Source organism: Phenylobacterium sp. LjRoot225 (genome assembly GCF_964252855.1).
In the GTDB taxonomy this organism is placed as follows: domain Bacteria; phylum Pseudomonadota; class Alphaproteobacteria; order Caulobacterales; family Caulobacteraceae; genus Phenylobacterium.
This window is the reverse complement of sequence record NZ_CAXUPL020000004.1, coordinates 389373-409089: the sequence shown is the minus strand read 5'-3', so window position 1 is coordinate 409089 and position 19717 is coordinate 389373. Positions and strand designations below refer to the sequence as shown.

The following is a 19717-nucleotide window of genomic DNA, read 5'->3' as shown; positions in this document are numbered from 1 at the left end:
GGGCGCTCAGGCCTCGAACCGCGGCCACGACCGGCGGCAACCGTCGACGCAGCAGGCCGCGCGGCTCTCCTCGACGTAGTCTTCGCCATGCCACCAATGCGTCGGGGCGGCGGCGAAGACGCGCCGCACCGGCCGGACGGCCTGCTCCGGGACCTTCGCGAACGGCGCGGTGAGCGTGGGGATGTCGTAGGCTAGGCCGCCCTTGATCGTCAGGCGCACGGCCGCCGCATCCTCGATCCGCTGCAGCGGGTCGCCCTCGACCACCACCAGGTCCGCCAGCATGCCGGGCGCCACGACGCCGATCGGCTGCTGCAGGTACTCCCCCGGGAAGCGGGTGGCGGTGGTGAGCGCCTCGTAGGGCGTCAGCCCGTAGCGCACCATGCCGCGCAGGTTCATGTGCAGGCTGATCCCGTTGAAGTCGATCGGCGAGTCCGTGCCGGTCACCACCCGGCCGCCGCCGTGCAAGATGGACTTCAGGTGGGCGACATTGCGCTCCAGGTAGCGCAGCGCCGGCGTCATGTCGGTCCCGGCGGCGGCCTCGGCGCGCTGTGTGAGCTTGGCGTATTCCCAGGGCGGATAGAGGGCCTTGACCCTCGGATCGTCCACCAGGGAACGGTCCTGGCCGTAGAGCGCCGAGGATTGAAACAGGGTGGGCGTGCGCCGCGCCCCCGAGGCGACGAACAGCGCCGCCACGTCCTGGTAGCTCGCGCCCGTTGCGGTCACCGTACGCGAATAGCCGGTGCGGCTGGTCGCGCCGATATGCTCCATCCCGTCGAGGCCGAAGGCCAGCGCCGGATAGTGGTAGTGCGAGGTGACGGGCACCCCGCGGGCGTGGGCCCAGGCGGTGACCAGCTTCTGGTCCTGCAACGGCAGCCGGACATAGGTCTTGATGAGGTCGTAGGACAGCGCTTCGGCCCGGGCGAGCTCGAGGTCCATCTGCCCCGGCTCTGTCACGGGCCGCATGAAGTTATAGAAGATCCGCGAGCCGTCGATCGCCTCGCCGGTGGCGAAGTAGCGCGGCCCGACGCGCGCGCCGGAGTCGATGGCTTCCCGATCCTCGACCATGTGGTAGGCGGGCGACCCGGGCGAGCGGGTGGTGGTGACGCCCAGCGACAGCCACAGCCGCCCGTCGCGGTCGCCATAGCCGTAGCCCTGCATCTGCCGGTGGGCGTGCATCTCCACCAGGCCCGGCATCACGGTGGCGTCGCTGGCGTCGATCACCTTGGCGTCGCTGGGCAAGGCCCCGCCCGCCGGGGCCAGGCCGGCGATCCGGTCGCCCTCGACGAGGATGTCGGTGGCGGGCCTGAGGCTTGGGGCGCGGCCGTCCCACAGCTTGCCGGCGCGGATCACCAGCCGTGCGGGCGCGCGCGGCGCGGCCCAGGTGAGATTGACCGGAAACCGCTGCGGCGCCCCGCCGGCCGCATCGATCAGCCGGAACTCGCCCTTGCTGAGGTAGAGCAGCTTCGAGGAGTCGCCGCTCCAGCTCGGCGCGTCGGTCACCTCGTCGTTCAGGGCTACGGGCTCGCCGGTGAAGCGGCCGCCGGCGTCCACGGGAATGGTCCAGAGCCGGCTGGCGAAGACCACGGCCAGGCGCTTGCCGTCCGGCGACCAGACCGGCCCGTCGTCGCCGCGGACGCCCAGGGACTTCTGCGGGAAGATCGGCTGGTAGGTCGCCTGGCCGCTCGCCACGTCGACGGCGAGGATCTCGCTCAATCCCTCGCGAAAGCGCGACGAGTAGGGCTTGAAGGCGGCCATGGCGATGGTCTTGCCGTCCAGGCTCCAGCTCGGCTTGCCCGGCTCCCAGATGGCCCCGAACACCTGACGCACCGCGCCGGACGCTGCGTCCGCCGCGTGCAGCGCGCCGTTCTGGTCGAGGAAGGCGATCTGCCGGCCGTCCTTCGACCAGGCGGCGGAGAGGGCGGCGTCCTTGTGACGGGTCAGCTGACGCTGGGTTCCCGTAGCCATGTCGCGCAGCCAGATGTCCAGCTTGCCGGCGCGGTCGGTCGAGTAGGCGAGCGTCCGGCCGTCCGGCGACCAGGCCGGGTCGCAGACCCAGTAGCCGTCGCGCACCAGCACCCTGGGCGCCCCGCCGAGTTCGGAGAGCCAGAGCCCGTTCAAGGCGCGGAAGACGACGCTGCGACCGTCGGGCGAGAGCGCCGGGGCGCCCACGCCCACCACCGGCCGCGGACCGGGGCTCGCGAAATCCCGCGGCGTCTTGCGATAGGTCGCACGTTGCACCGGAACGACGACGGTGAACGGGATCTCCCGCACTCCGGCGGCCGAGCGCCGCCGGATCCGGCCGTCGGCGGTGTAGAGCAGGTCGCCGTTCTTCAGCCACGCGGCGCGGAAAGGAAAGACGTCCTCGCCCGCAACCAGCGGGCCCGCGCCGCCGCGCAACGAGGCCTGGCCGTTCTCCAACACCCAGTAGACGATGTCGCGGCCGTCGGGCGTGAAGGCCGGACTGTGCAGCTCAGATGGATTGAAGCGGTCCGCCGAGGCGGTGATCTTCGGCCCGGGTGTGCGACCGCCCGAGAGGTCCGCGATCTCGATCCGCTCGCGATCCACGGCGTAGGCGAGCCGCTGGCCGTCCGGCGACCACGCCGGCTCGCAGGCCTGGCCGGCGGCCCTGGCCGCAAGGTCGATGCGGCCGGTTTGTAGGTCGAGCAGATAGATGGCGTAGTCGCCGCCGCGGTCGGACGAAAAGGCGACCTTGCGCCCGTCCGGCGACACCCTGGGCTCGCGGCAGTCGAAGGGGCCGCGGGTGTGTTGCGTCAACCCCGCCCCGTCGACGCCCACGCTCCAGACCTGGAAGGTCCCGTCTCGATAGGACTGGAAGACCAGTCGCCGGCCGTCTGGAGTCCAGTCGGGCTGGGCGGCGTCGGCGTAGTCGTCCGTCAGCCGCTTCGCCGCGCCGCCGTTCACGGGAACCGTCCAGATGACGCCATAGAGGTCGAAGGCCACGGTGCGCCCGTCCGGCGAGATCCTGGCCGAGATATTGGTTCCCTCGGTGATGGTGACGAGCGGCTGGCCCCCTGCCCCTTGGGCCAGCGCCTCCGTGCGGGGAAGCGCCGAGGCGGCGACGCCGGCGCCGGTCAGGGTGAAGAGGCGGCGACGGTCGACGCCGCCCTTACGCGAACGCCCCATGGGTCAGAAGGTCCACTCGAGCTTGGCGTAGTAGAAGCCGCCGCTGAAGCCCCAGGGCGAGTACTGGTTGTAGTAGGAGAAGGGCGGGTTCCCGCGGTTGGCGACCTTGATCACGTCCGGATAGACGTCGAACAGGTTGTTCGCCCCGATCGAGGCCCTGAGGCTCGGCCGGATCTTGTAGGCCAGATCGAGGTCGACGATCTGGTGGCGCGAGATGGTGTCGTCGTTGGCGGCCAGCGCGGTCCGCTGGATGACCTTGCCGTAGCTGGTGACGCGCAGGTTCGCCTGGAAGGGGCCGCGCGTGTAGAGCGCGGAGGCGATCTCCTTGTCCCGGGGCTGTCCCACGGTGAAGTCGCCCATGCGGACGCGGTCGATCAGCACCAGGCCTGCGGCCGCCAGGGCCGGCGGCGGCTGTGCGATGCGCGTGAACTTGTTGTCGGTGAGGTTGGCCGAGAGCGACCAGGCGACCGAGCCCCAGTCGCCGAAGTCGGTGACATACTCGGCCACGACGTCGACGCCGCGCGTGCGCGTGTCGGCGGCGTTGGCGTAGTAGAAGACCGCCTGGTTGGGATCGAGGCCCACGCTCGCCAACGCATTGCTGACCGCCGTATTGGGGCCGAGCGTCGCGCTCTGCATGATGCGGTTCTTGATGTCGATCTGGTAGAGGTCGAGCGTCAGGTTCAGGCCCCGCATGGGCTGGGCGACGAAGCCCACCGAATAGCTGGTCGACTTTTCCGGACGGAGCGGCTTGGCGCCCAGCGCCTGGGCGGCGGGATTGTCCGGCGGCAGCAACTGCACCGGGAAGAGAATGGTGCCCGCCGGGAAACGCACGCCGATGGTGCTGGAGGAGGCGTAGTGCTCCTGCTGCAGGGAGGGCGCGCGGAAGCCCGAGGAAATGGTGCCTCGAATCGCATAGCCGCGGACGGGCTCGAAGCGGGCCGAGGCCTTGGCGGTGGTGGCCTTGCCGAAGTCGGAATAATCCTCCCAGCGGCCGGCGACCGAGACGTCGAGCTGATCGCTCAGGGTCTGCTCGAAGTCGATGTAGGCGCTCTTGTTGTTGCGCGAGAAGGAGCCGGCGGCGAAGGTCGGGAAGCCGGTGACGCCCTGCGAGCCCGCGGTGGTCACCTGGCCCGCCAGCGGCCCCGAGGGCGCGCGGTATCCGCCATTGATGTAGCTCTCCGGCTGGCCGGCCAGGATCATGAACTCGTCATTGCGATACTCGGCGCCGAAGGCGACCAGCAGCGGCTTGGCGAGGCCCAGGTCGAGGTCGTGCGTCAGGTCGAGGTTGGTGGTCCACTCCTTGAAGCGCAGCTTGCCGAGGAAGAAGCGGGACGGGCTCGCCGGCCCGAGCGAGGCGTTCAGCGAGTCCTCGAAATAGGAGACGTTGTTGCGGCTGACGGTGGTGGAGAGGTCCCAGTTGAAGCCGGCGAGATCAGAGCCCTTAGCTCCGAAGGCGAACTGATAGTCGCGGTCCGCCAGTTTCAGACGGGGTGTAAAGCCGTCCGGATAGACGGCGACATTGTTGTTGAGCGAGTTCGGGTTGCGGAAGGTGAGGTAGGCCAGCGAGTTGCGGCTGCTGACCGTCCCGAACGAATAGAGCAGCACGTCCGGCGTGACCCGGTAGCCGGCGTTGTAGTCGAAGGAATAGAGCTGCACCTCCGGCTGGCCCGGGTGGCTGGTGTGCCGGTCGGCCGTGGCCTCCCGCGGGTCCGGGACGCCCCCCGCCAGCGGGAAATAGAGCTGGGTGAGGTTCGGCGTGACCTTCCCGCGATCGGTGTGCTTGGTCGAGCGCGCGTCGAAGGTGAGGTTGAGGTAGCCGTCCTCGCCGAGCTTGAACCCGCCGTTCAGCGCCGCCTGGCCGGTCTCCCCGTCGCCGGCGGCGGTCTGGCCGCCCATCAAGAGCGCCGAGCCGCCCCCGGCCTGGTCCTTCAGGATGATGTTGATGACGCCGGCGAGCGCGTCGGAGCCGTACTGGGCCGAGGCGCCGTCGCGCAGCACCTCGACGTGGTCGATCGCCGACGCCGGGATCAGGTCCAGGTCCGGCGGCGACTGGCCGTTTTGGGTGGTGCCGTTGACGAACAGCACCGCGGTGTTGTGCCGGCGCTTGCCGTTCACCAGCACCAGGACATGGTCGCCGGAGAGGCCGCGCAGCGAGATGGTCTTGAAGGCGAAGCTCGCGCCCGCGCCGGAGCTCGAGACGTTGGCCGACGGCACCAGGGTGGCGATCAGGTCGCGGGTGGAGAGCTTGCCGGTCTTCTGCAGGGCCGCGGCCGAGAGGACGTCGATCGGCGCGAGGCTGGTGGTCACGGTGCGCGCCTGGCGCGTGCCGGTGACGATCACCTCCTCGACCTGTTCGGACGGCGCAGGAGCGTCTGTCGCCGCGGGGGCGGCGAAGTCGGCGGCGCCCGAGGCCCAGCGCGCCCGCAGCAGCTCCGCGCGCGGCTGCGCCAGGGTGATCGTGTGGCCGTCGTTGGCCGCCACCACCAGCCCGGACCCGGCCAGCAGTTGGTTCAAGCCTTCCGCCAGCGAGAACTGGCCCACCACCGCCGCCGTTCTGCGGCTGAGGGCGGCGTCGCGCGCGACCAGCATCTGCACGCCGGCCTGTCTGGCGAACTCGGTCACCCCGGTCGTCGCCGGCTGAGCCGGCACCTTGAAGCTCAGAGCCTCCGCCCAGGCCGATCCGCCGGCCAACGTCACACAAAGCCCGGCTGCGGTGCAGAACAGCCCCGCCCGAGATGACTTGCCCCCAAACTTCACAGTGCTTGCCCTTTCGCCAATGGAGCAGGCGACGCCCGCGCCTCACAGACAAGCGATGCGCGGGAAACGGGCTTCCTTCGTCGGCCGACGGAGATTTCCGCTGGACCGTGCTTCTGCTTGATTTTGCGACAGGAGCCCGTGGGAATCGGCTCGCTTCTGGAGCGTCCGCCTGCGCTCGAGCCAAATCGTATCGCCGTCGCGAACGAACATGTGCCTCGGCGTTCGGCGACAGGCCAACCTTGGCGATCGCGAGCTCAATGACCGCGGGGGCGTGATCATGGTGCAGAGCAGGCAGGAGATCGTGGCGTGGGTGGGCGGCCATGTTCTGCCGCACGAGGGGGATGTGCGCGCGTGGCTCCGCCGCAACGGCTCGTCGAGCGACGAGGTCGACGATATCGTCCAAGACGCCTATTGCCGGCTCGCCGCGCTGCAGAGCGTCGTCCACATCCAGAATGGGCGGGCCTATTTCTTCCAGACGGCGCGTCATATCGCCATCGAGCGGCTTCGGCGCGCCCGCATCGTTCGAATCGATTGCGCAACGGAATTGGAAGCGCTGAACGTCGTAGATAATGAGCCGTCTCCCGAACGCGTCGTCACCGCGCGACGAGAGCTGCAACGCGTTCAACGCCTGATCGAGGACCTGCCGAAGCGGTGCCGAGACATATTCATACTGCGCCGCATCCGTGGGCTCTCGCAGCGCGAGATCGCCGCGCGGCTGGGAGTCAGCGAGAACGTCGTCGAGGCGCAATCCGCGCGCGGCCTGCGGCTGATCCTGCAGGCGCTGGCGGAGTCCCCAGTTGCGGAGCGGCCGGCGCATGCGGACCCGAATGACCATGCGGCCGACCGCCCGCGAAATCGACGACGAGGCCGCACTCTGGGCGGTCCGGCTCGAGGGTCGTGATCCGGAGGCGGCGCCCGATCCGGCCTTACAGGCGTGGCTGGACGGCGACGCGCGTCGGTGCGGCGCGCTGCTGCGCGCCCAGGCGGCGCTGAGCCTCCTGGACAGGGGCCGGGCCCTGCCCTCCCCCCTTCCCTCCACGATATCCAGGCGGCACCCCCTCGACGGCCTCTCCCGCCGCAGGGTGCTGGCCGGCGCAGGCGGTGCGGCCGCGGCCGCCGCGGCCGTGGCCGCGGGCGTCCTCGTCGGGTCCGGCAAGCGCTACGGGACCGCGCGCGGCGAGATCCGGCGCGTTCCCTTCGACGATGGTTCGGTGGCCGCCATCAACACGGCCAGCAAGATCGACGTCGCCATGAGTTCGGACCTGCGCCAGGTCAGGCTGCTGCGCGGCGAGGTCTGGTTCGAGGTCGCCAAGGATCCCAGGCGGCCGTTCGTCGTCGAGGCGGGGCCGGTCAAGGTGCGAGCGGTGGGCACGGCCTTCTCCGTCCGCCGCCGCGGCGACGCGGTGGACGTCCTCGTGACCGAAGGCGTCGTTGAATCCTGGTGGACGGGCGCAGACGGCGCCCCCGTCCGGATCGCCGCCGGCTCCGGCGTCAAATCCGTGGGTCCTCATGCTGCGCCGACCGCGGCGCCGCAGGAGATCGAGCGTCGGCTCGCTTGGCGCTCCGGGCAGATCGCCCTGGACGGCGACAGCCTTGCCGAGGCCGCGGAAGAGTTCAACCGCTACAACGCCCGGCGGATCGTCATCGAGGACCCGGAGCTTGCGCAGGCCCGCTTCGTCGGCCTGTTCCGGACCAATGAACCGGACAGCTTCGCCGCCGCCGCCGCCATCGCCCTGGGGGCCGAGGTCGTTCGCGACGGCGACACGATCCGGCTTGAGCGCAGGCGGACGCTCTAGCTAGGTGTTGGACAAGTTCCGCGCGATCTCCAGGAAGACCCTGGCCGCCGGGCTGTCCGGATCGGTCGCCACCAGCGGCCGGCCGGCGTCGCAAGCCTCGCGCAGCGGCGTTTCGAGGGGGACCTGACCCAGCAGGGGAACGCCCAGGCGCTCGGCCTCGGCGGCCGCGCCGCCCGCCCCGAAGATCGGGATCTTCGCGCCGGTGGTCGGGTCGGCGAAATAGGCCATGTTCTCGACCACGCCGAGGATCTCGGTCCCCATCTTGCGGAACATGGTGACGGCGCGCCGGGCGTCGATCAGGGCGATCTCCTGGGGCGTGGAGACGATCACCACCCCGTCCAGCTTCAGCCGCTGGACGATCGTCAGCTGGATGTCGCCGGTGCCGGGCGGCAGGTCGACCACCAGGACGTCGAGCGGCTCGGCCTCGCTGCCCCAGTTGGATCCCAGCAGCGTCCGCACCGCGGACGAGGCCATGGGTCCGCGCCAGATGGCGGCGTCGCCCGGCTCGACGATGAAGCCGATGGACATCACCTTGACGCCCCAGGCCTCCAGCGGGTTGAGGCGTTTCTCGGCGTCGAAGGTCGGCTCGCCCTCCACCCCCAGCATGTGCGGCGCCGACGGCCCGTAGATGTCGGCGTCGAGCAGGCCGGCGCGCAGGCCGAGCCGGGCGAAGGCCACGGCCAGGCTGACCGCGACGGTGGACTTGCCCACCCCGCCCTTGCCGCTGGCGACCGCGACGACCTTCTTCACATGGGCCGGCCGCTCGGCGTCGGGCATGTGGCCGAGGCGGGCCTGAGGATCCTCCGCCACCTTGGCGCGCCGGGCCTGGACCTGCGGCGCGGCGGTCTCGGCCGTCAGCACGACCTGGGCCTTGGGCAGGCCCGTGGCGCGCGCCAGGACCTGTTCGGCGGCGTCGCGGACCGGCCCGTAGAGCTCAATGTCCGCCTGCGGAACTTCCAGCATGAAGGCGGCCCGGTCGGCGCGCAGAATCAGGCCGCGCACCAGTCCCGCCGCCGCCAGGCCCTGGCCGCTTTTGGGGTCGCGCACCCCGTCGAGGGCCGAAAGGATGGCTGCGCGGTCGAGGGCGGGTCCGTCGCTCATGGCGCCTATGGCTTGCGTTGACCGAGAAGGGGTCTCATATCCGGCGGACAGCGCCGGTTTACAAGCCCAGCGGGGGTTTGCGAGACCCGGCCGCGCCCTGGATGCCAGTTTGACCAAGACGCGACGCGGCTAATGCCCTGGAACGATAACGCCAATCCCGGCCCCTGGGGCGCTCCGCCGCCGGAAAATGATCGTCGAGACCCTGCGCGCCGACCGCAAGGCGGCGGTGGCGGCGACGGCCCGCGTCGGCCGGACCTGAACCCGAACCTGGAGCGTCTGAAGGCGCAGCTGAGCGCCCTCTTCGGCGGCCCGGGCGGCGTGCGTCCGGCCGCGGTCCTGGCCGTCCTGGGCGGCCTGGTCGGCCTCTGGGCGCTGTCGGGTCTCTATGTCGTGCAGCCGAACGAGGAGGCCGTGGTCACCACCTTCGGCGCCTATTCGCGCTCCGAGCCCCCCGGCCTGCGCTACCACCTGCCCGCGCCGATCGAGGCTGTCGAGAAGGTGCCGGTGACCTCGCTGAACCGCGTCGACATCGGCGGCACGACGGACGCCGACGTGCCGCAGGAAAGCCTGATGCTGACCGGCGACGAGAACATCATCAATCTCGACTTCAGCGTCACCTGGCGCGTCGCCGACGCCTCGCAATACGTCTTCGCCACCCGCAACCCCGACGACGCCGTGAAGGCCGTGGCCGAAAGCGCCATGCGCGAGGTGGTCGGCAAGATGCCGCTGCAGGAGATCCTCACCAAGGGCCGCGGCCAGGTGCAGATCCAGGCCGCCGAACTGATGCAGAAGACCCTCAACGCCTGGGGCGTCGGCGTCATCGTCGTCGAGGTGCAGATCCGCTCGGCCAACCCGCCGCAGGAGGTGGTCGCCGCCTTCCGCGAAGTGGCCAACGCCGGCCAGGACGCCGAGAGCGCCGTCAACGAGGCCAACACCTACCGCAACCGGGTGATCAACGAGGCCAAGGGCGACGCCGCCCGCCTGATCCAGTCGGCCCAGGGCTATCGCGAACAGTCGGTGCGCGAGGCGCTCGGCGACGCCTCCCGCTTCAACCAGATCTATGGCGAGTACCGCCGGGCCCCCGGCGTGACCAAGGATCGGCTCTATCTCGAGACCATGGAGCGGGTGCTGGCCAGGTCGAACAAGGTGATCGTCGACAGCAAGGGCGCCACCGCCCCGGTCATCCTGCCGCCCGACGTCTTCCAGCGACGAGCCCAGCCCGTCGCCGCCGCGGCGCCGGCGCCGGCGCCGGCCGCCGAGACGCCCCCCGCCAGCCAGAAGGGCGCCGCCCAATGACCCGCAGCCAGCTCACCACCTGGGGCGTGATCGGGTTCGCCATCCTGGTCGTGCTCGCCAACACCTTCTTCATCGTCGACCAGCGGGAGTCGGCCGTCGTCCTGCGCTTCGGCGAACCCGTGCGGGTGATCCATGCGCTGGGCAAGGGCGGTCCGGGGCTCAACGTCAAGACGCCCTTTCTCGAGAACGTCGTGAGGTTCGACCGCCGCAACCTGGGCATGGAGGCCGACCAGGAAGAGGTCATCGCCGCCGACCAGGAGCGGCTCGTGGTCGACGCCTTCCTGCGCTACCGGATCTCCGATCCGCTGCAGTTCTACCGCACCCTGCGCGACGACCGCACCGCGGCGGCCCGGCTGGAGCCGCTGGTCAATTCGGCGTTGCGCCAGGTGCTGGGCACGACGACCTCCAGCAACATCATCTCCGGCCAGCGCGCCGAGCTGATGGCCCAGACCAAGGCCGACGTGGCGCGCCGCGCCGCGCTTGGCCGGTTCGGCATCGAGGTGATCGACCTCAGGATCAAGCGCGCAGACCTGCCGGCGGCCAACCAGGCGGCCGTCTACCGCCGCATGCAGACCGCCCGCCAGCAGGAAGCCGCCCAGATCCGCGCCGTCGGCGAACAGCAGAAGCGCGAGATCATCGCCGGCGCCGACAAGGAGGTGGCGATCACCCTGGCCACCGCTACCGAGGAGGCCGAGACCACCCGCGGCCAGGGCGACGCCCAGCGCACGCGGATCTTCGCCCAGAGCTACGGCCGCGATCCCGCCTTCGCCAGCTTCTACCGCTCGATGCAGGCCTATGACACGGCGCTCGGCCAGGGCGACTCCACCCTGATCCTGTCCCCCGACAGCGCCTTCTTCCGCTACTTCGAACGCGGGGCGAGCGGGCGGAAGTAGGGCGGCGAGCCCCCGCCACCCCTTCGGAGTCCCCCTCCCCCAGAGGGGGAGGAGACTCGAGGTTGCAGTTCTTCTCCTCCCCCATTGGGGGAGGGGGACCGCGAAGCGGTGGAGGGGGCCGCCGCTACCGCTGCGCCTCCAGCATCGCCCGCACCTCGTGCAGGTCCTGGGCGATATGCACCGCCAGCCCGTGCATCTCCTCGGTCGGATCCAGCAGGTCCGGGACCATGATGGTCATCATGCCGGCGGCGGCGGCGGCGCGGACGCCGTTGTGCGAGTCCTCCAGCGCCAGGCAGTCCTCGGGCGCGACGCCCAGGGCCGCGGCGGCCTTCAGGAAGGGATCGGGGTGCGGCTTGTGGTGGGTCTGCAGCTCGCGGCTGATGATGGCGCCGAAACGCTCGACCAGGCCGTGCTGGCCCAGGCTGTGGTCGACGGCGTGGCGCGTCGAGGAGGTGGCGACGGCGCGCGGCAGGGCGCGGGCGTCCAGCACGTCCAGCAGCTCGACCACGCCGGTCTTCAGCGCGATCCCGGCCGCGGCGATCTCGGTGAAATGGCGGGAGACCCCGTCCCGCCAGACGGCGAGGTCGAAGTCCGCCCCGAAGTGTTCGACGACGATCAGGTCGCTGACATGGCCCGGCAGGCCGACCAGCCGCTGGAAGAGGGCGAAGGGCATCTCACGGCCGGAGCCGCTCGCGGCCGCGACCATCGCCTCGAACACCACCTGTTCGGTGTCGACCAGCAGGCCGTCCATGTCGAAGACGACGGCCTTGACGGTGCGAGGGAGAAGCATTCGGCAATACCTTTCGTCATCCCGGCCGTAGCGAAGCGGAGAGCCGGGACCCAGGGGGTTCTGCAGTGCGGCGGCCCTGGGTCCCGGATCTGCGGCGCTGCGCGCCTTGTCCGGGATGACGGATTGGGGGTGCTTCAGTCCACCACGAACTGGTCGGCGCGGTAGCCCTGGAAATACAGCAGGGCGGTGAGATCGGCGTGGTCGACCTTGGCGTCGGCCTGGGCCGCGACGATCGGCTTGGCGCGATAGGCGACCCCCAGGCCCGCGGCCTGGATCATCGCCAGGTCGTTGGCGCCGTCGCCGATGGCCAGCGTCCGCGACAGGTCCAGGCCCAGGATCTCGGCCTCCTCCTTCAGCGCCGTTAGCTTGGCCTCACGGCCGAGGATCGGCTCGCCGACCTGACCGGTGAGCGCGCCGTCGGCCTCGATCAGGGTGTTGGCGCGGTTGGCGTGAAAGCCGGCGATCTCGGCCACCCGGCTGGTGAAGAAGGTGAAGCCGCCGGAGACCAGCACGCAGCGCGCGCCGTTCGCAGCCATGGTGCGGATCAGGGTGCCGGCGCCGGGATTGAGCCGCACCCGCTCGTCGTAGGCGGCTTGCAGCGCCGAGAGCGACAGGCCCTTGAGCATGCCGACCCGCTCGCGAAGAGCGCCTTCGAACTCGAGCTCGCCGCGCATGGCGCGCTCGGTGATCTCGGCGACCTGGGCCTTTACGCCCGCGTAGTCCGCCAGCTCGTCCAGGCATTCGACGTTGATGATGGTCGAATCCATGTCCGCCAGCAGCAGGGCCTTGCGGCGATTGGCCACCGGCTGCACCGCCGCGTCGGTCGCGTGATGGGCCAGCGCGTCCAGCGCCAGCTTGCGCACCGCGCCAATGTGGCCCTCTAGATAGAGGTCGACCGCGCCCGCGCCGAGCGGCTCGTGCGCCTTGACGGGTACGCTCGCTCTTGCGAGCGCTTGATCGACGGCCGCCTCGGCCGCGGGAAGGGCCCCCGGGTCGGGGCTGACGAGAGTGAGCACCAGTTCCATGCAACGCCGCATCTGGCTGATCGCCGGCCCCACGGCAAGCGGCAAGTCGGCCCTGGCGCTGCGGCTGGCCGCCGCGACCGGCGCGGAGATCGTCAACGCCGACGCCCTGCAGCTCTACAGCGGCCTGCGCGTGATCACCGCGGGGCCGAGCGCTGACGAGCTGGCCCAGGCCCCGCATCACCTGTTCGGAACCGTCGACGCCGCGGACGGCTGGTCGGTCGGCCGCTGGCTGCGCGCGGCGACCGCGACCCTGGCCGAAATCGAGGCCCGCGGCGCGCCGGCCATCGTCGTCGGCGGCACCGGGCTCTACTTCAGCGCCCTGACCCAGGGCCTGGCGGAGCTCCCGCCGATCCCGCCGCAGGCGAGGCGCGAAGCCCAAGCCGCCTTCGAGGACCTGGGCGAGGCGGGATTCCGCACCCAGTTGGCGCAGGCTGATCCCGCCGCCATCGCCCGCATCGCGCCGGGCGACCGCCAGCGGCTGGTGCGGGCCTGGGAGGTGTTCGCCGCCACCGGGACCTCGCTGACCGACTGGCAGAAGACCGGCGAGCCCGCCCTGCCCGCCGGCGCCTGGCGCGCGGTCGCGCTCGATCCGCCGCGGGAGGTGCTCTATGCCCGCTGCGATGCGCGGCTCGAAGCGATGGTGCGCGAGGGCGCGCTCGACGAGGTCGCGGGGCTGATGGCGCGGCGCCTCGATCCCGCCCTGCCGGCGATGAAGGCGGTCGGTGTGCGCGAGCTGGCGGCCTATCTGCGCGGCGAAGTCACCTTGGCCGAGGCGCTCGACGCCGCCCAGCGCGAGACCCGCCGTTACGCCAAACGCCAGCTCACCTGGATGCGCGGCCAGATGGCCGACTGGCCGCGCATCACGGCCGCCGAGGCCGAGGGACAGTGGGGGCAGTTTCTTGCGCTCCACCCCGCCTTGACGGACTGAGACGGGCATGCCAAATGCTCCGTTCCTATTCTGAAGAGAATGCTCGTGCGCACCCTCCTCGTAATCGTAAGGCGACCGCTCTAAGGACTGACCTCCGCGTCAGGCCCTTTCGGTCGCTCGTCCCAGGCCCCTTGAAGGGCCTTTTTTATTGCCCAATTGGCCGTCCCCCTTTTCCGTAACCCGGCCCGTTTCCCAAAAAGGTCGCCCCACATGACCGCCGCCCAAACCCTCGAAGTCCAGCAAGAGACGATTTCCGGCGCCGAGATGGTCGTGCGCGCCCTGCTCGATCAAGGCGTCGACGTGCTGTTCGGCTATCCGGGCGGCGCGGTCCTGCCGATCTACGACGCCCTGTTCAACCAGCCGAAGCTGCGCCACGTCCTGGTCCGCCACGAGCAGGGCGCGACCCACGCCGCGGAAGGCTACGCCCGCTCGACCGGCAAGCCGGGCGTGGTCCTGGTCACCTCGGGCCCAGGGGCGACCAACGCGGTCACCGGCATCGTCGACGCCCTGATGGACTCCATCCCGCTGATCGTCATCACCGGCCAGGTCGCCACCCACCTGATCGGCACCGACGCCTTCCAGGAATGCGACACCATCGGCATCACCCGGCCCTGCACCAAGCACAACTACCTGGTGAAGTCGGTCGAGGAGCTGCCGCGGATCATCCACGAGGCCTTCCACATCGCCACCTCCGGCCGTCCGGGCCCGGTGGTCATCGACATTCCGAAGGACGTGCAGTTCGCCAAGGGCCGCTACCAGGGCCCGAACGAGGTGAAGCCGGCGCACAACTATTCGCCGCGCACCAAGGGCGACCCGGGCCGGATCGCCGAGGCTGCGGCGATGATCGCCGGCGCCCGCCGGCCGATCCTCTACACCGGCGGCGGCGTGATCAACGCCGGCCCCCGCGCGGCCGAGCTGCTGCGCGAGTTCGCCGCCCTGACCGGCGCGCCGGTGACCTCGACCCTGATGGGCCTGGGCGCCTTCCCGGCCTCGGACAGGCAGTGGCTGGGCATGGTCGGCATGCACGGCTCGTTCGAGTCCAACAACGCCATGCACGATTGTGATGTGATGATTGCAGTCGGCAGCCGGTTCGACGACCGGGTGACCGGCCGGCTGGACGCGTTCGCGCCCACCTCGCGCAAGATCCACATCGACATCGACGCCTCGTCGATCAGCAAGAACGTCCGCGCCGACATCGGCATCGTCGGCGACGCCGCCTCGGTGCTGGAGGACCTGATCGCGGTCTGGAAGCAGCGCAACTATAAGGTCGACCCGGGCGCGCTGACCGACTGGTGGCGCGAGATCGACGCCTGGCGCGCGCGCAAGTCGTTCCGCTATCTGCCGGACGACAAGCTGATCAAGCCGCAGCATGCCATCGAGCGGCTCTACGAGCTGACCAAGCACCGCGAGGTCTTCGTCACCACCGAGGTCGGCCAGCACCAGATGTGGGCGGCCCAGTTCTTCCACTTCGACAAGCCGAACCACTGGATGACCTCCGGCGGCCTGGGCACCATGGGCTACGGCCTGCCCGCGGCGGTGGGCGTGCAGATCGCCCATCCGGACGCCCTGGTCGTCGATATCGCCGGCGACGCCTCCGTGCAGATGACCATGCAGGAAATGTCGACGGCGGTGCAGCACGACCTGCCGATCAAGATCTTCATCCTCAACAACGAGTGGATGGGGATGGTCCGCCAGTGGCAGCAGCTGCTGCACGGCGAGCGCTATTCGCACTCCTATTCGGCGAGCCTGCCGGACTTCGTGAAGATGGCCGACGCCTTCGGCTGCGTCGGCCTGCGCGCCGAGCACCCGGACGAGCTCGACGACAAGATCCGCGAGATGATCTCGGTGAACCGTCCGGTGATCTTCGACTGCCGGGTCACCAAGGAAGAGAACTGCTTCCCGATGATCCCCTCCGGCAAGGCGCACAACGAGATGATCATGGCCGAGGAGACCCGCGACCTCGGCTCGATCATCGACGAGGCCGGCAAGGGGCTGGTGTAGTTCACGCGCCGCAACGCCCCCTCCGTCTCGCTACGCGAGCAACCTCCCCCGCTGCGCGGTGGAGGATCTGGGCCGTAGATGCTCCACCGCAACGCGGGGGAGCTGTCGCGAAGCGACTGAGGGGGCGTTCGGCGTGTGCGGCCGCTGAGGGGCTGACAGGCGTCATCATGTCCAAGACCCCCGCCACCCAGGCGCTCGACAAGGCCGGCGTCGCCTACAGTCTGGAGACCTACGCCTACGATCCCACGGCCGACCGGGTCGGGCTGCAGGCCGCCGAAGCGCTCGGCGCGCCGCCGTCGGAGGTGTTGAAGACCCTGATTGTCAAGGTGGACGGCAAGCCCGCCTGCGTGGTGCTGGCTTCGGATCGCGAAGTGGCGATGAAGAAACTGGCCGCCGCCCTCGGCGGAAAGGCCGCCGAGATGGCGCCGGTCCCCGAGGCCGAGCGGATCACCGGCTACCGCGTCGGCGGCGTCAGCCCCTTCGGCCAGAAGAAGCGGTTGCCTACGGTGCTCGACGCAGAGGCCGCCGCCCTGCCCCAGGCCTATGTCAACGGCGGCCAGCGCGGCCTGCAGGCGCGGCTGGCGCCCACGGACCTGGTCCGGGTGCTGGGCGCGACGGTCGCCGCGGTGGCGGTCTGACCCTCTTCAAATGTCATCCCGGTCTTCGCTCCGCGAAACCGGGATGACACCCGCCGCAAACAGAAACGCCGCCCGCGGCGAGCGCGGACGGCGTGTCCGTAACCCGGACTTGCGATCAGGCTGCCTGGGCCGCCTCTTCCGCAGGGGCGAGACGGATCAGGTAGTCGAAGGCCGAGAGCGCCGCCTTGGAGCCTTCGCCCATGGCGATGACGATCTGCTTGTAGGGCGTGGTGGTCGCGTCGCCCGCGGCGAACACGCCCGGCGCCGAGGTCGCGCCGCGCACGTCCACTTCGATCTCGCCACGCGGGCTGAGCTCGATGGCGCCCTTCAGCCAGTCGGTGTTCGGAACCAGGCCGATCTGGACGAAGATGCCTTCCAGCTCGACCGTCCTGCTCTCGTCGCTGACCCGGTCCTTGTAGACCAGGCCGGTGACGCGCTGGCCGTCGCCCAGCACCTGCGTGGTCAGGCCGGAGGTGATGACCGTCACGTTCGGCAGGCTGGCCAGCTTGCGCTGCAGGACCGCGTCGGCGCGCAGCTTGGGGTCGAACTCGATCAGGGTGACGTGCTTGACGATGCCGGCGAGGTCGATCGCCGCCTCGACGCCGCTGTTGCCGCCGCCGATCACCGCCACGCGCTTGCCCTTGAACAGCGGGCCGTCGCAGTGGGGGCAGTAGGCCACGCCCTTGTTGCGGTACTCGACCTCGCCGGGGACGTTCATCGAGCGCCAGCGCGCGCCGGTCGACACCACCACCGACTTGGCCCGCAGGGTCGCGCCGCTCTCGAACTCGACCTCGACCAGCCCGCCGGGAGCGCTGGGCGCCTTCAGCCCCACCGCCCGCTGCAGGTTCATGATGTCGACGTCGTAGTTGCGGACGTGGGTCTCCAGCGCCGTCGCCAGCTTCGGGCCTTCGGTCTCCGGCACGGAGATGAAGTTCTCGATCGCCATGGTGTCGAGCACCTGGCCGCCGAACCGCTCCGAGGCCACGCCGGTGTTGATCCCCTTGCGCGCCGCATAGATCGCCGCCGCCGCGCCGGCCGGACCGCCGCCGACCACCAGGACGTCGAAGACCTCCTTGGCGCGCATGGCCTCGGCCGAGCGGGCCGCAGCGCCCGTGTCGATCTTGGCCAGCAGCTGCTCCAGGCTCATGCCGCCCTGGGCGAAGGCTTCGCCGTTCAGGTGCACGGCGGGCACCGCCATCACGTTGCGCGCCGCCACTTCCTCTTGGAACAGGGCGCCGTCGATGGCCGTGTGGCGGATGCGCGGATTGATCACGCTCATCAGGTTCAGCGCCTGCACCACGTCGGGGCAGAGCTGGCAGGATTGCGAGAAGTAGGTCTCGAACTCGAACTCGCCCTCCAGGGCGCGGATCTGTTCGATGACGATGGCGTCGACCTTGGGGGGATGGCCGCCGACCTGCAGCAGGGCCAGCACCAGCGAGGTGAACTCGTGGCCCATCGGCAGGCCGGCGAAGGCCACCGAGATGTCCGTGCCGGTGCGGCGGATCTCGAACGACGGACGCCGCGCGTCCTCGCCGTTCGTCACCACCGTCACCTTGTCGTTCTGCCCGGCGATGTCGTTCAGCAGCTCGAGCAGCTCCCGGGACTTCGGGCCGTCATCGACGGAGGCCACGAGCTCCACGGGCATCGCCAGGTTTTGCAGATAGCCCTTCAACTGGGCCTTCAGACCATTGTCCAACATTGCACCGCTCCGAGAGAAGGTGTCGGCCTCTTCCTGAGGCCCTGGGGAGGGGCCGCCGCCCCGCGGAAGGGCGGCGGCCTTCTTGAGTTAGATCTTGCCGACGAGGTCGAGGGACGGAGTGAGGGTCTTCTCACCTTCTTCCCACTTCGCCGGGCAGACTTCGCCAGGGTGGCTGGCGACGTACTGGGCCGCCTTGACCTTGCGCAGGAGTTCCGAAGCGTCGCGGCCGACGCCGCCGGCGTTGATTTCGACGATCTGGATCTTGCCCTCCGGATCGATCACGAAGGTGCCGCGGTCGGCCAGGCCGGCGTGCTCGATCAGGACGTCGAAGTTGCGGCTGATCTTGGCGGTCGGGTCGCCGACCATGACGTACTTGATCTTGCGGACGGCGTCCGAGGTGTCGTGCCACGCCTTGTGGGCGAAGTGGGTGTCGGTGGAGACGCTGTAAATCTCCACGCCCAGCTTCTGGAACTCGGCGTAGTTGTCGGCCAGATCCTCGAGCTCCGTCGGACAGACGAAGGTGAAGTTGGCGGGATAGAAGAACACGACCGACCACTTCCCCTTCAGGTCGGCGTCGGAGATGGTGATGAACTTGCCGTCCTTGAACGCGTCGGCGGTGAAGGGTTTCACGGCGGTATCGATCAGCGACATTGGAGCGCCCTCGCTATGGTTGGTTGACGGGGCATGAGATAGCCCCTCCCGAAGCGAAGGTCCAATCGATCGTGCAATTTGTTTCGATTGATTAAATCTATGATGCGGCGTTTCGCAAGCCGCAGATCGTCAGCTTGCGAACAGCCTGCAGCGCCTTGAGCTGTCTCAGCGCCGCCAGCCGTAGAGGCCGCCGCCTTCCGTCCGGTCGACCATGATCGACAGGGAGCCGCACTTGCCGACCGGTGCGGTCATCGCGGTCCCGACGTTCCGGTAGCCGTGGGTGCCGACGCCGGCCCAGACTTCGCCGTGGGGCTTGCGATCGGCGACCTCGCTGCAGCCGGAGGCCCCCGGCGGCAGGTTCGGCGACCCGTCGTCCAGGGCCGGCGGCAGGGCGCGATAGGATCCTAGCGGCGGGACAAGACTGACGTCGTCGGGACCGAAGCCAAACGGCGCGGCCGCGATCCGTCCGGCGGTGGCGAGCGGCTCGCTGGCGGCGGCGGGCGCCGCGATCAGCAGGGCTAGGGCGATGGCGCTCAGATATCGCATCATGGGCAGGCTCCGATGCGACCACTAACCTGTCCGCCCTGGCTTAATTTAGGCGGTGCGAGGCGGGTTCCGATACGTCTTCGATACATGACGCGGCGCGGGAGCCTGCATCGAGACCGAACGCCCCCTCAGTCGCTTCGCGACAGCTCCCCCGTTTCACGGTGGAGCATCTTCGGCCCAGATCCTCCACCGCAACGCGGGGGAGGTGGCTCGCGCAGCGAGACGGAGGGGGCGTTTGCGGCATATGCGATCCCCAGGCTTCGAGGGGGGTATCGCAAGTTCGTCCTGCATTCGCAGAATGCTGGAAGCCCTTAAGGTCCATGGCGAGATTGGAGCTCTTTCGCGGATAGCCTGTGGCCGTCGGGGCGGTGAGAGTCTCGGATCCACCCATCGCGGCGCTTCGGTAGGTCCGCTTCCGGGATACCTTTAGGGCCGTTCCTTCTCACGCGGCC

At 69.8% G+C, this 19717-nt stretch carries 15 protein-coding genes and 1 pseudogene; 8 read left to right on the top strand and 8 right to left on the bottom strand.

All coding sequences use genetic code 11. The features are described from left to right. Positions 1-6 precede the first annotated feature (6 nt). Both ACSQ2B_RS22005 and ACSQ2B_RS22000 read right to left on the bottom strand, forming a co-directional pair. Positions 7-3144, bottom strand: coding sequence for an amidohydrolase family protein (locus ACSQ2B_RS22005; protein WP_436053291.1), 3138 nt, complete (start codon positions 3142-3144; stop codon positions 7-9). A gap of 3 nt (positions 3145-3147) precedes the next feature. Continuing rightward, the gene (locus ACSQ2B_RS22000) at positions 3148-5841 is read right to left on the bottom strand and encodes a TonB-dependent receptor domain-containing protein (RefSeq protein WP_436053290.1); all 2694 of its coding nucleotides are present in this window, start codon (positions 5839-5841) and stop codon (positions 3148-3150) included. A gap of 268 nt (positions 5842-6109) precedes the next feature. Between ACSQ2B_RS22000 and ACSQ2B_RS21995 the strand changes: the two genes are divergently transcribed. Together ACSQ2B_RS21995 and ACSQ2B_RS21990 are read left to right on the top strand one after the other, a co-directional pair. Then, on the top strand, positions 6110-6802 hold the full coding sequence (locus tag ACSQ2B_RS21995; protein WP_436053288.1) for an RNA polymerase sigma factor: 693 nt from the start codon (positions 6110-6112) through the stop codon (positions 6800-6802). After that, positions 6717-7697: a FecR family protein gene (locus ACSQ2B_RS21990; protein ID WP_436053286.1), complete on the top strand. Its 981-nt coding sequence runs from the start codon at positions 6717-6719 to the stop codon at positions 7695-7697. Before ACSQ2B_RS21995 ends, ACSQ2B_RS21990 begins: the two co-directional genes overlap by 86 nt. Here the strand turns inward: ACSQ2B_RS21990 and ACSQ2B_RS21985 are convergent, their stop codons facing one another. Beyond that, the gene (locus ACSQ2B_RS21985; RefSeq protein WP_436053285.1) at positions 7698-8798 is read right to left on the bottom strand and encodes a P-loop NTPase; all 1101 of its coding nucleotides are present in this window, start codon (positions 8796-8798) and stop codon (positions 7698-7700) included. Between the two features lie 132 nt (positions 8799-8930). Between ACSQ2B_RS21985 and hflK the strand changes: the two genes are divergently transcribed. Then, positions 8931-10094: an FtsH protease activity modulator HflK gene (hflK, locus tag ACSQ2B_RS21980; RefSeq protein WP_436053283.1), complete on the top strand. Its 1164-nt coding sequence runs from the start codon at positions 8931-8933 to the stop codon at positions 10092-10094. Beyond that, complete coding sequence (gene hflC / locus ACSQ2B_RS21975; protein WP_436053282.1) at positions 10091-10987, top strand: protease modulator HflC; 897 nt, start codon at positions 10091-10093, stop codon at positions 10985-10987. The genes hflK and hflC overlap by 4 nt, the downstream gene beginning before the upstream one ends. Positions 10988-11111: 124 nt before the next feature. On the opposite strand, the gene ACSQ2B_RS21970 is transcribed toward hflC, so the two are convergent. Continuing rightward, on the bottom strand, positions 11112-11777 hold the full coding sequence (locus ACSQ2B_RS21970) for an HAD family hydrolase (RefSeq protein ID WP_436053281.1): 666 nt from the start codon (positions 11775-11777) through the stop codon (positions 11112-11114). Positions 11778-11794: 17 nt separating this feature from the next. On the opposite strand from ACSQ2B_RS21970, the pseudogene ACSQ2B_RS21965 reads away from it, so the two are divergent. Further along, positions 11795-11886: pseudogene (locus ACSQ2B_RS21965) on the top strand (hypothetical protein); the annotation flags it as partial. A gap of 25 nt (positions 11887-11911) precedes the next feature. Here ACSQ2B_RS21965 and serB read toward each other — a convergent pair. Continuing rightward, a complete protein-coding gene (gene serB / locus ACSQ2B_RS21960) occupies positions 11912-12802 on the bottom strand; it encodes a phosphoserine phosphatase SerB (RefSeq protein WP_436053279.1) in 891 nt (296 codons plus the stop codon). Here serB and miaA point away from each other — a divergent pair. The 3 genes from miaA (at position 12801) to ybaK (ending at position 16369) form a co-directional block, all read left to right on the top strand. Then, on the top strand, positions 12801-13730 hold the full coding sequence (gene miaA, locus ACSQ2B_RS21955; protein ID WP_436053277.1) for a tRNA (adenosine(37)-N6)-dimethylallyltransferase MiaA: 930 nt from the start codon (positions 12801-12803) through the stop codon (positions 13728-13730). The genes serB and miaA overlap by 2 nt on opposite strands. Positions 13731-13940: 210 nt before the next feature. After that, complete coding sequence (locus ACSQ2B_RS21950; protein WP_436053275.1) at positions 13941-15731, top strand: acetolactate synthase 3 large subunit; 1791 nt, start codon at positions 13941-13943, stop codon at positions 15729-15731. Positions 15732-15898: 167 nt separating this feature from the next. After that, a complete protein-coding gene (gene ybaK, locus ACSQ2B_RS21945) occupies positions 15899-16369 on the top strand; it encodes a Cys-tRNA(Pro) deacylase (RefSeq protein ID WP_436053273.1) in 471 nt (156 codons plus the stop codon). Positions 16370-16484: 115 nt separating this feature from the next. On the opposite strand, the gene ahpF is transcribed toward ybaK, so the two are convergent. From ahpF to ACSQ2B_RS21930, 3 genes are all read right to left on the bottom strand, one after another. Further along, positions 16485-18068 carry an alkyl hydroperoxide reductase subunit F gene (gene ahpF, locus ACSQ2B_RS21940; protein ID WP_436053272.1) on the bottom strand — a complete coding sequence of 528 codons (1584 nt, stop codon included), beginning with the start codon at positions 18066-18068 and terminating at the stop codon, positions 16485-16487. 87 nt (positions 18069-18155) lie between these two features. After that, complete coding sequence (gene ahpC / locus ACSQ2B_RS21935) at positions 18156-18719, bottom strand: alkyl hydroperoxide reductase subunit C (RefSeq protein WP_436053270.1); 564 nt, start codon at positions 18717-18719, stop codon at positions 18156-18158. Positions 18720-18884: 165 nt separating this feature from the next. Next, the gene (locus ACSQ2B_RS21930; RefSeq protein ID WP_436053268.1) at positions 18885-19268 is read right to left on the bottom strand and encodes a hypothetical protein; all 384 of its coding nucleotides are present in this window, start codon (positions 19266-19268) and stop codon (positions 18885-18887) included. Between the last annotated feature and the right edge of the window lie 449 nt (positions 19269-19717).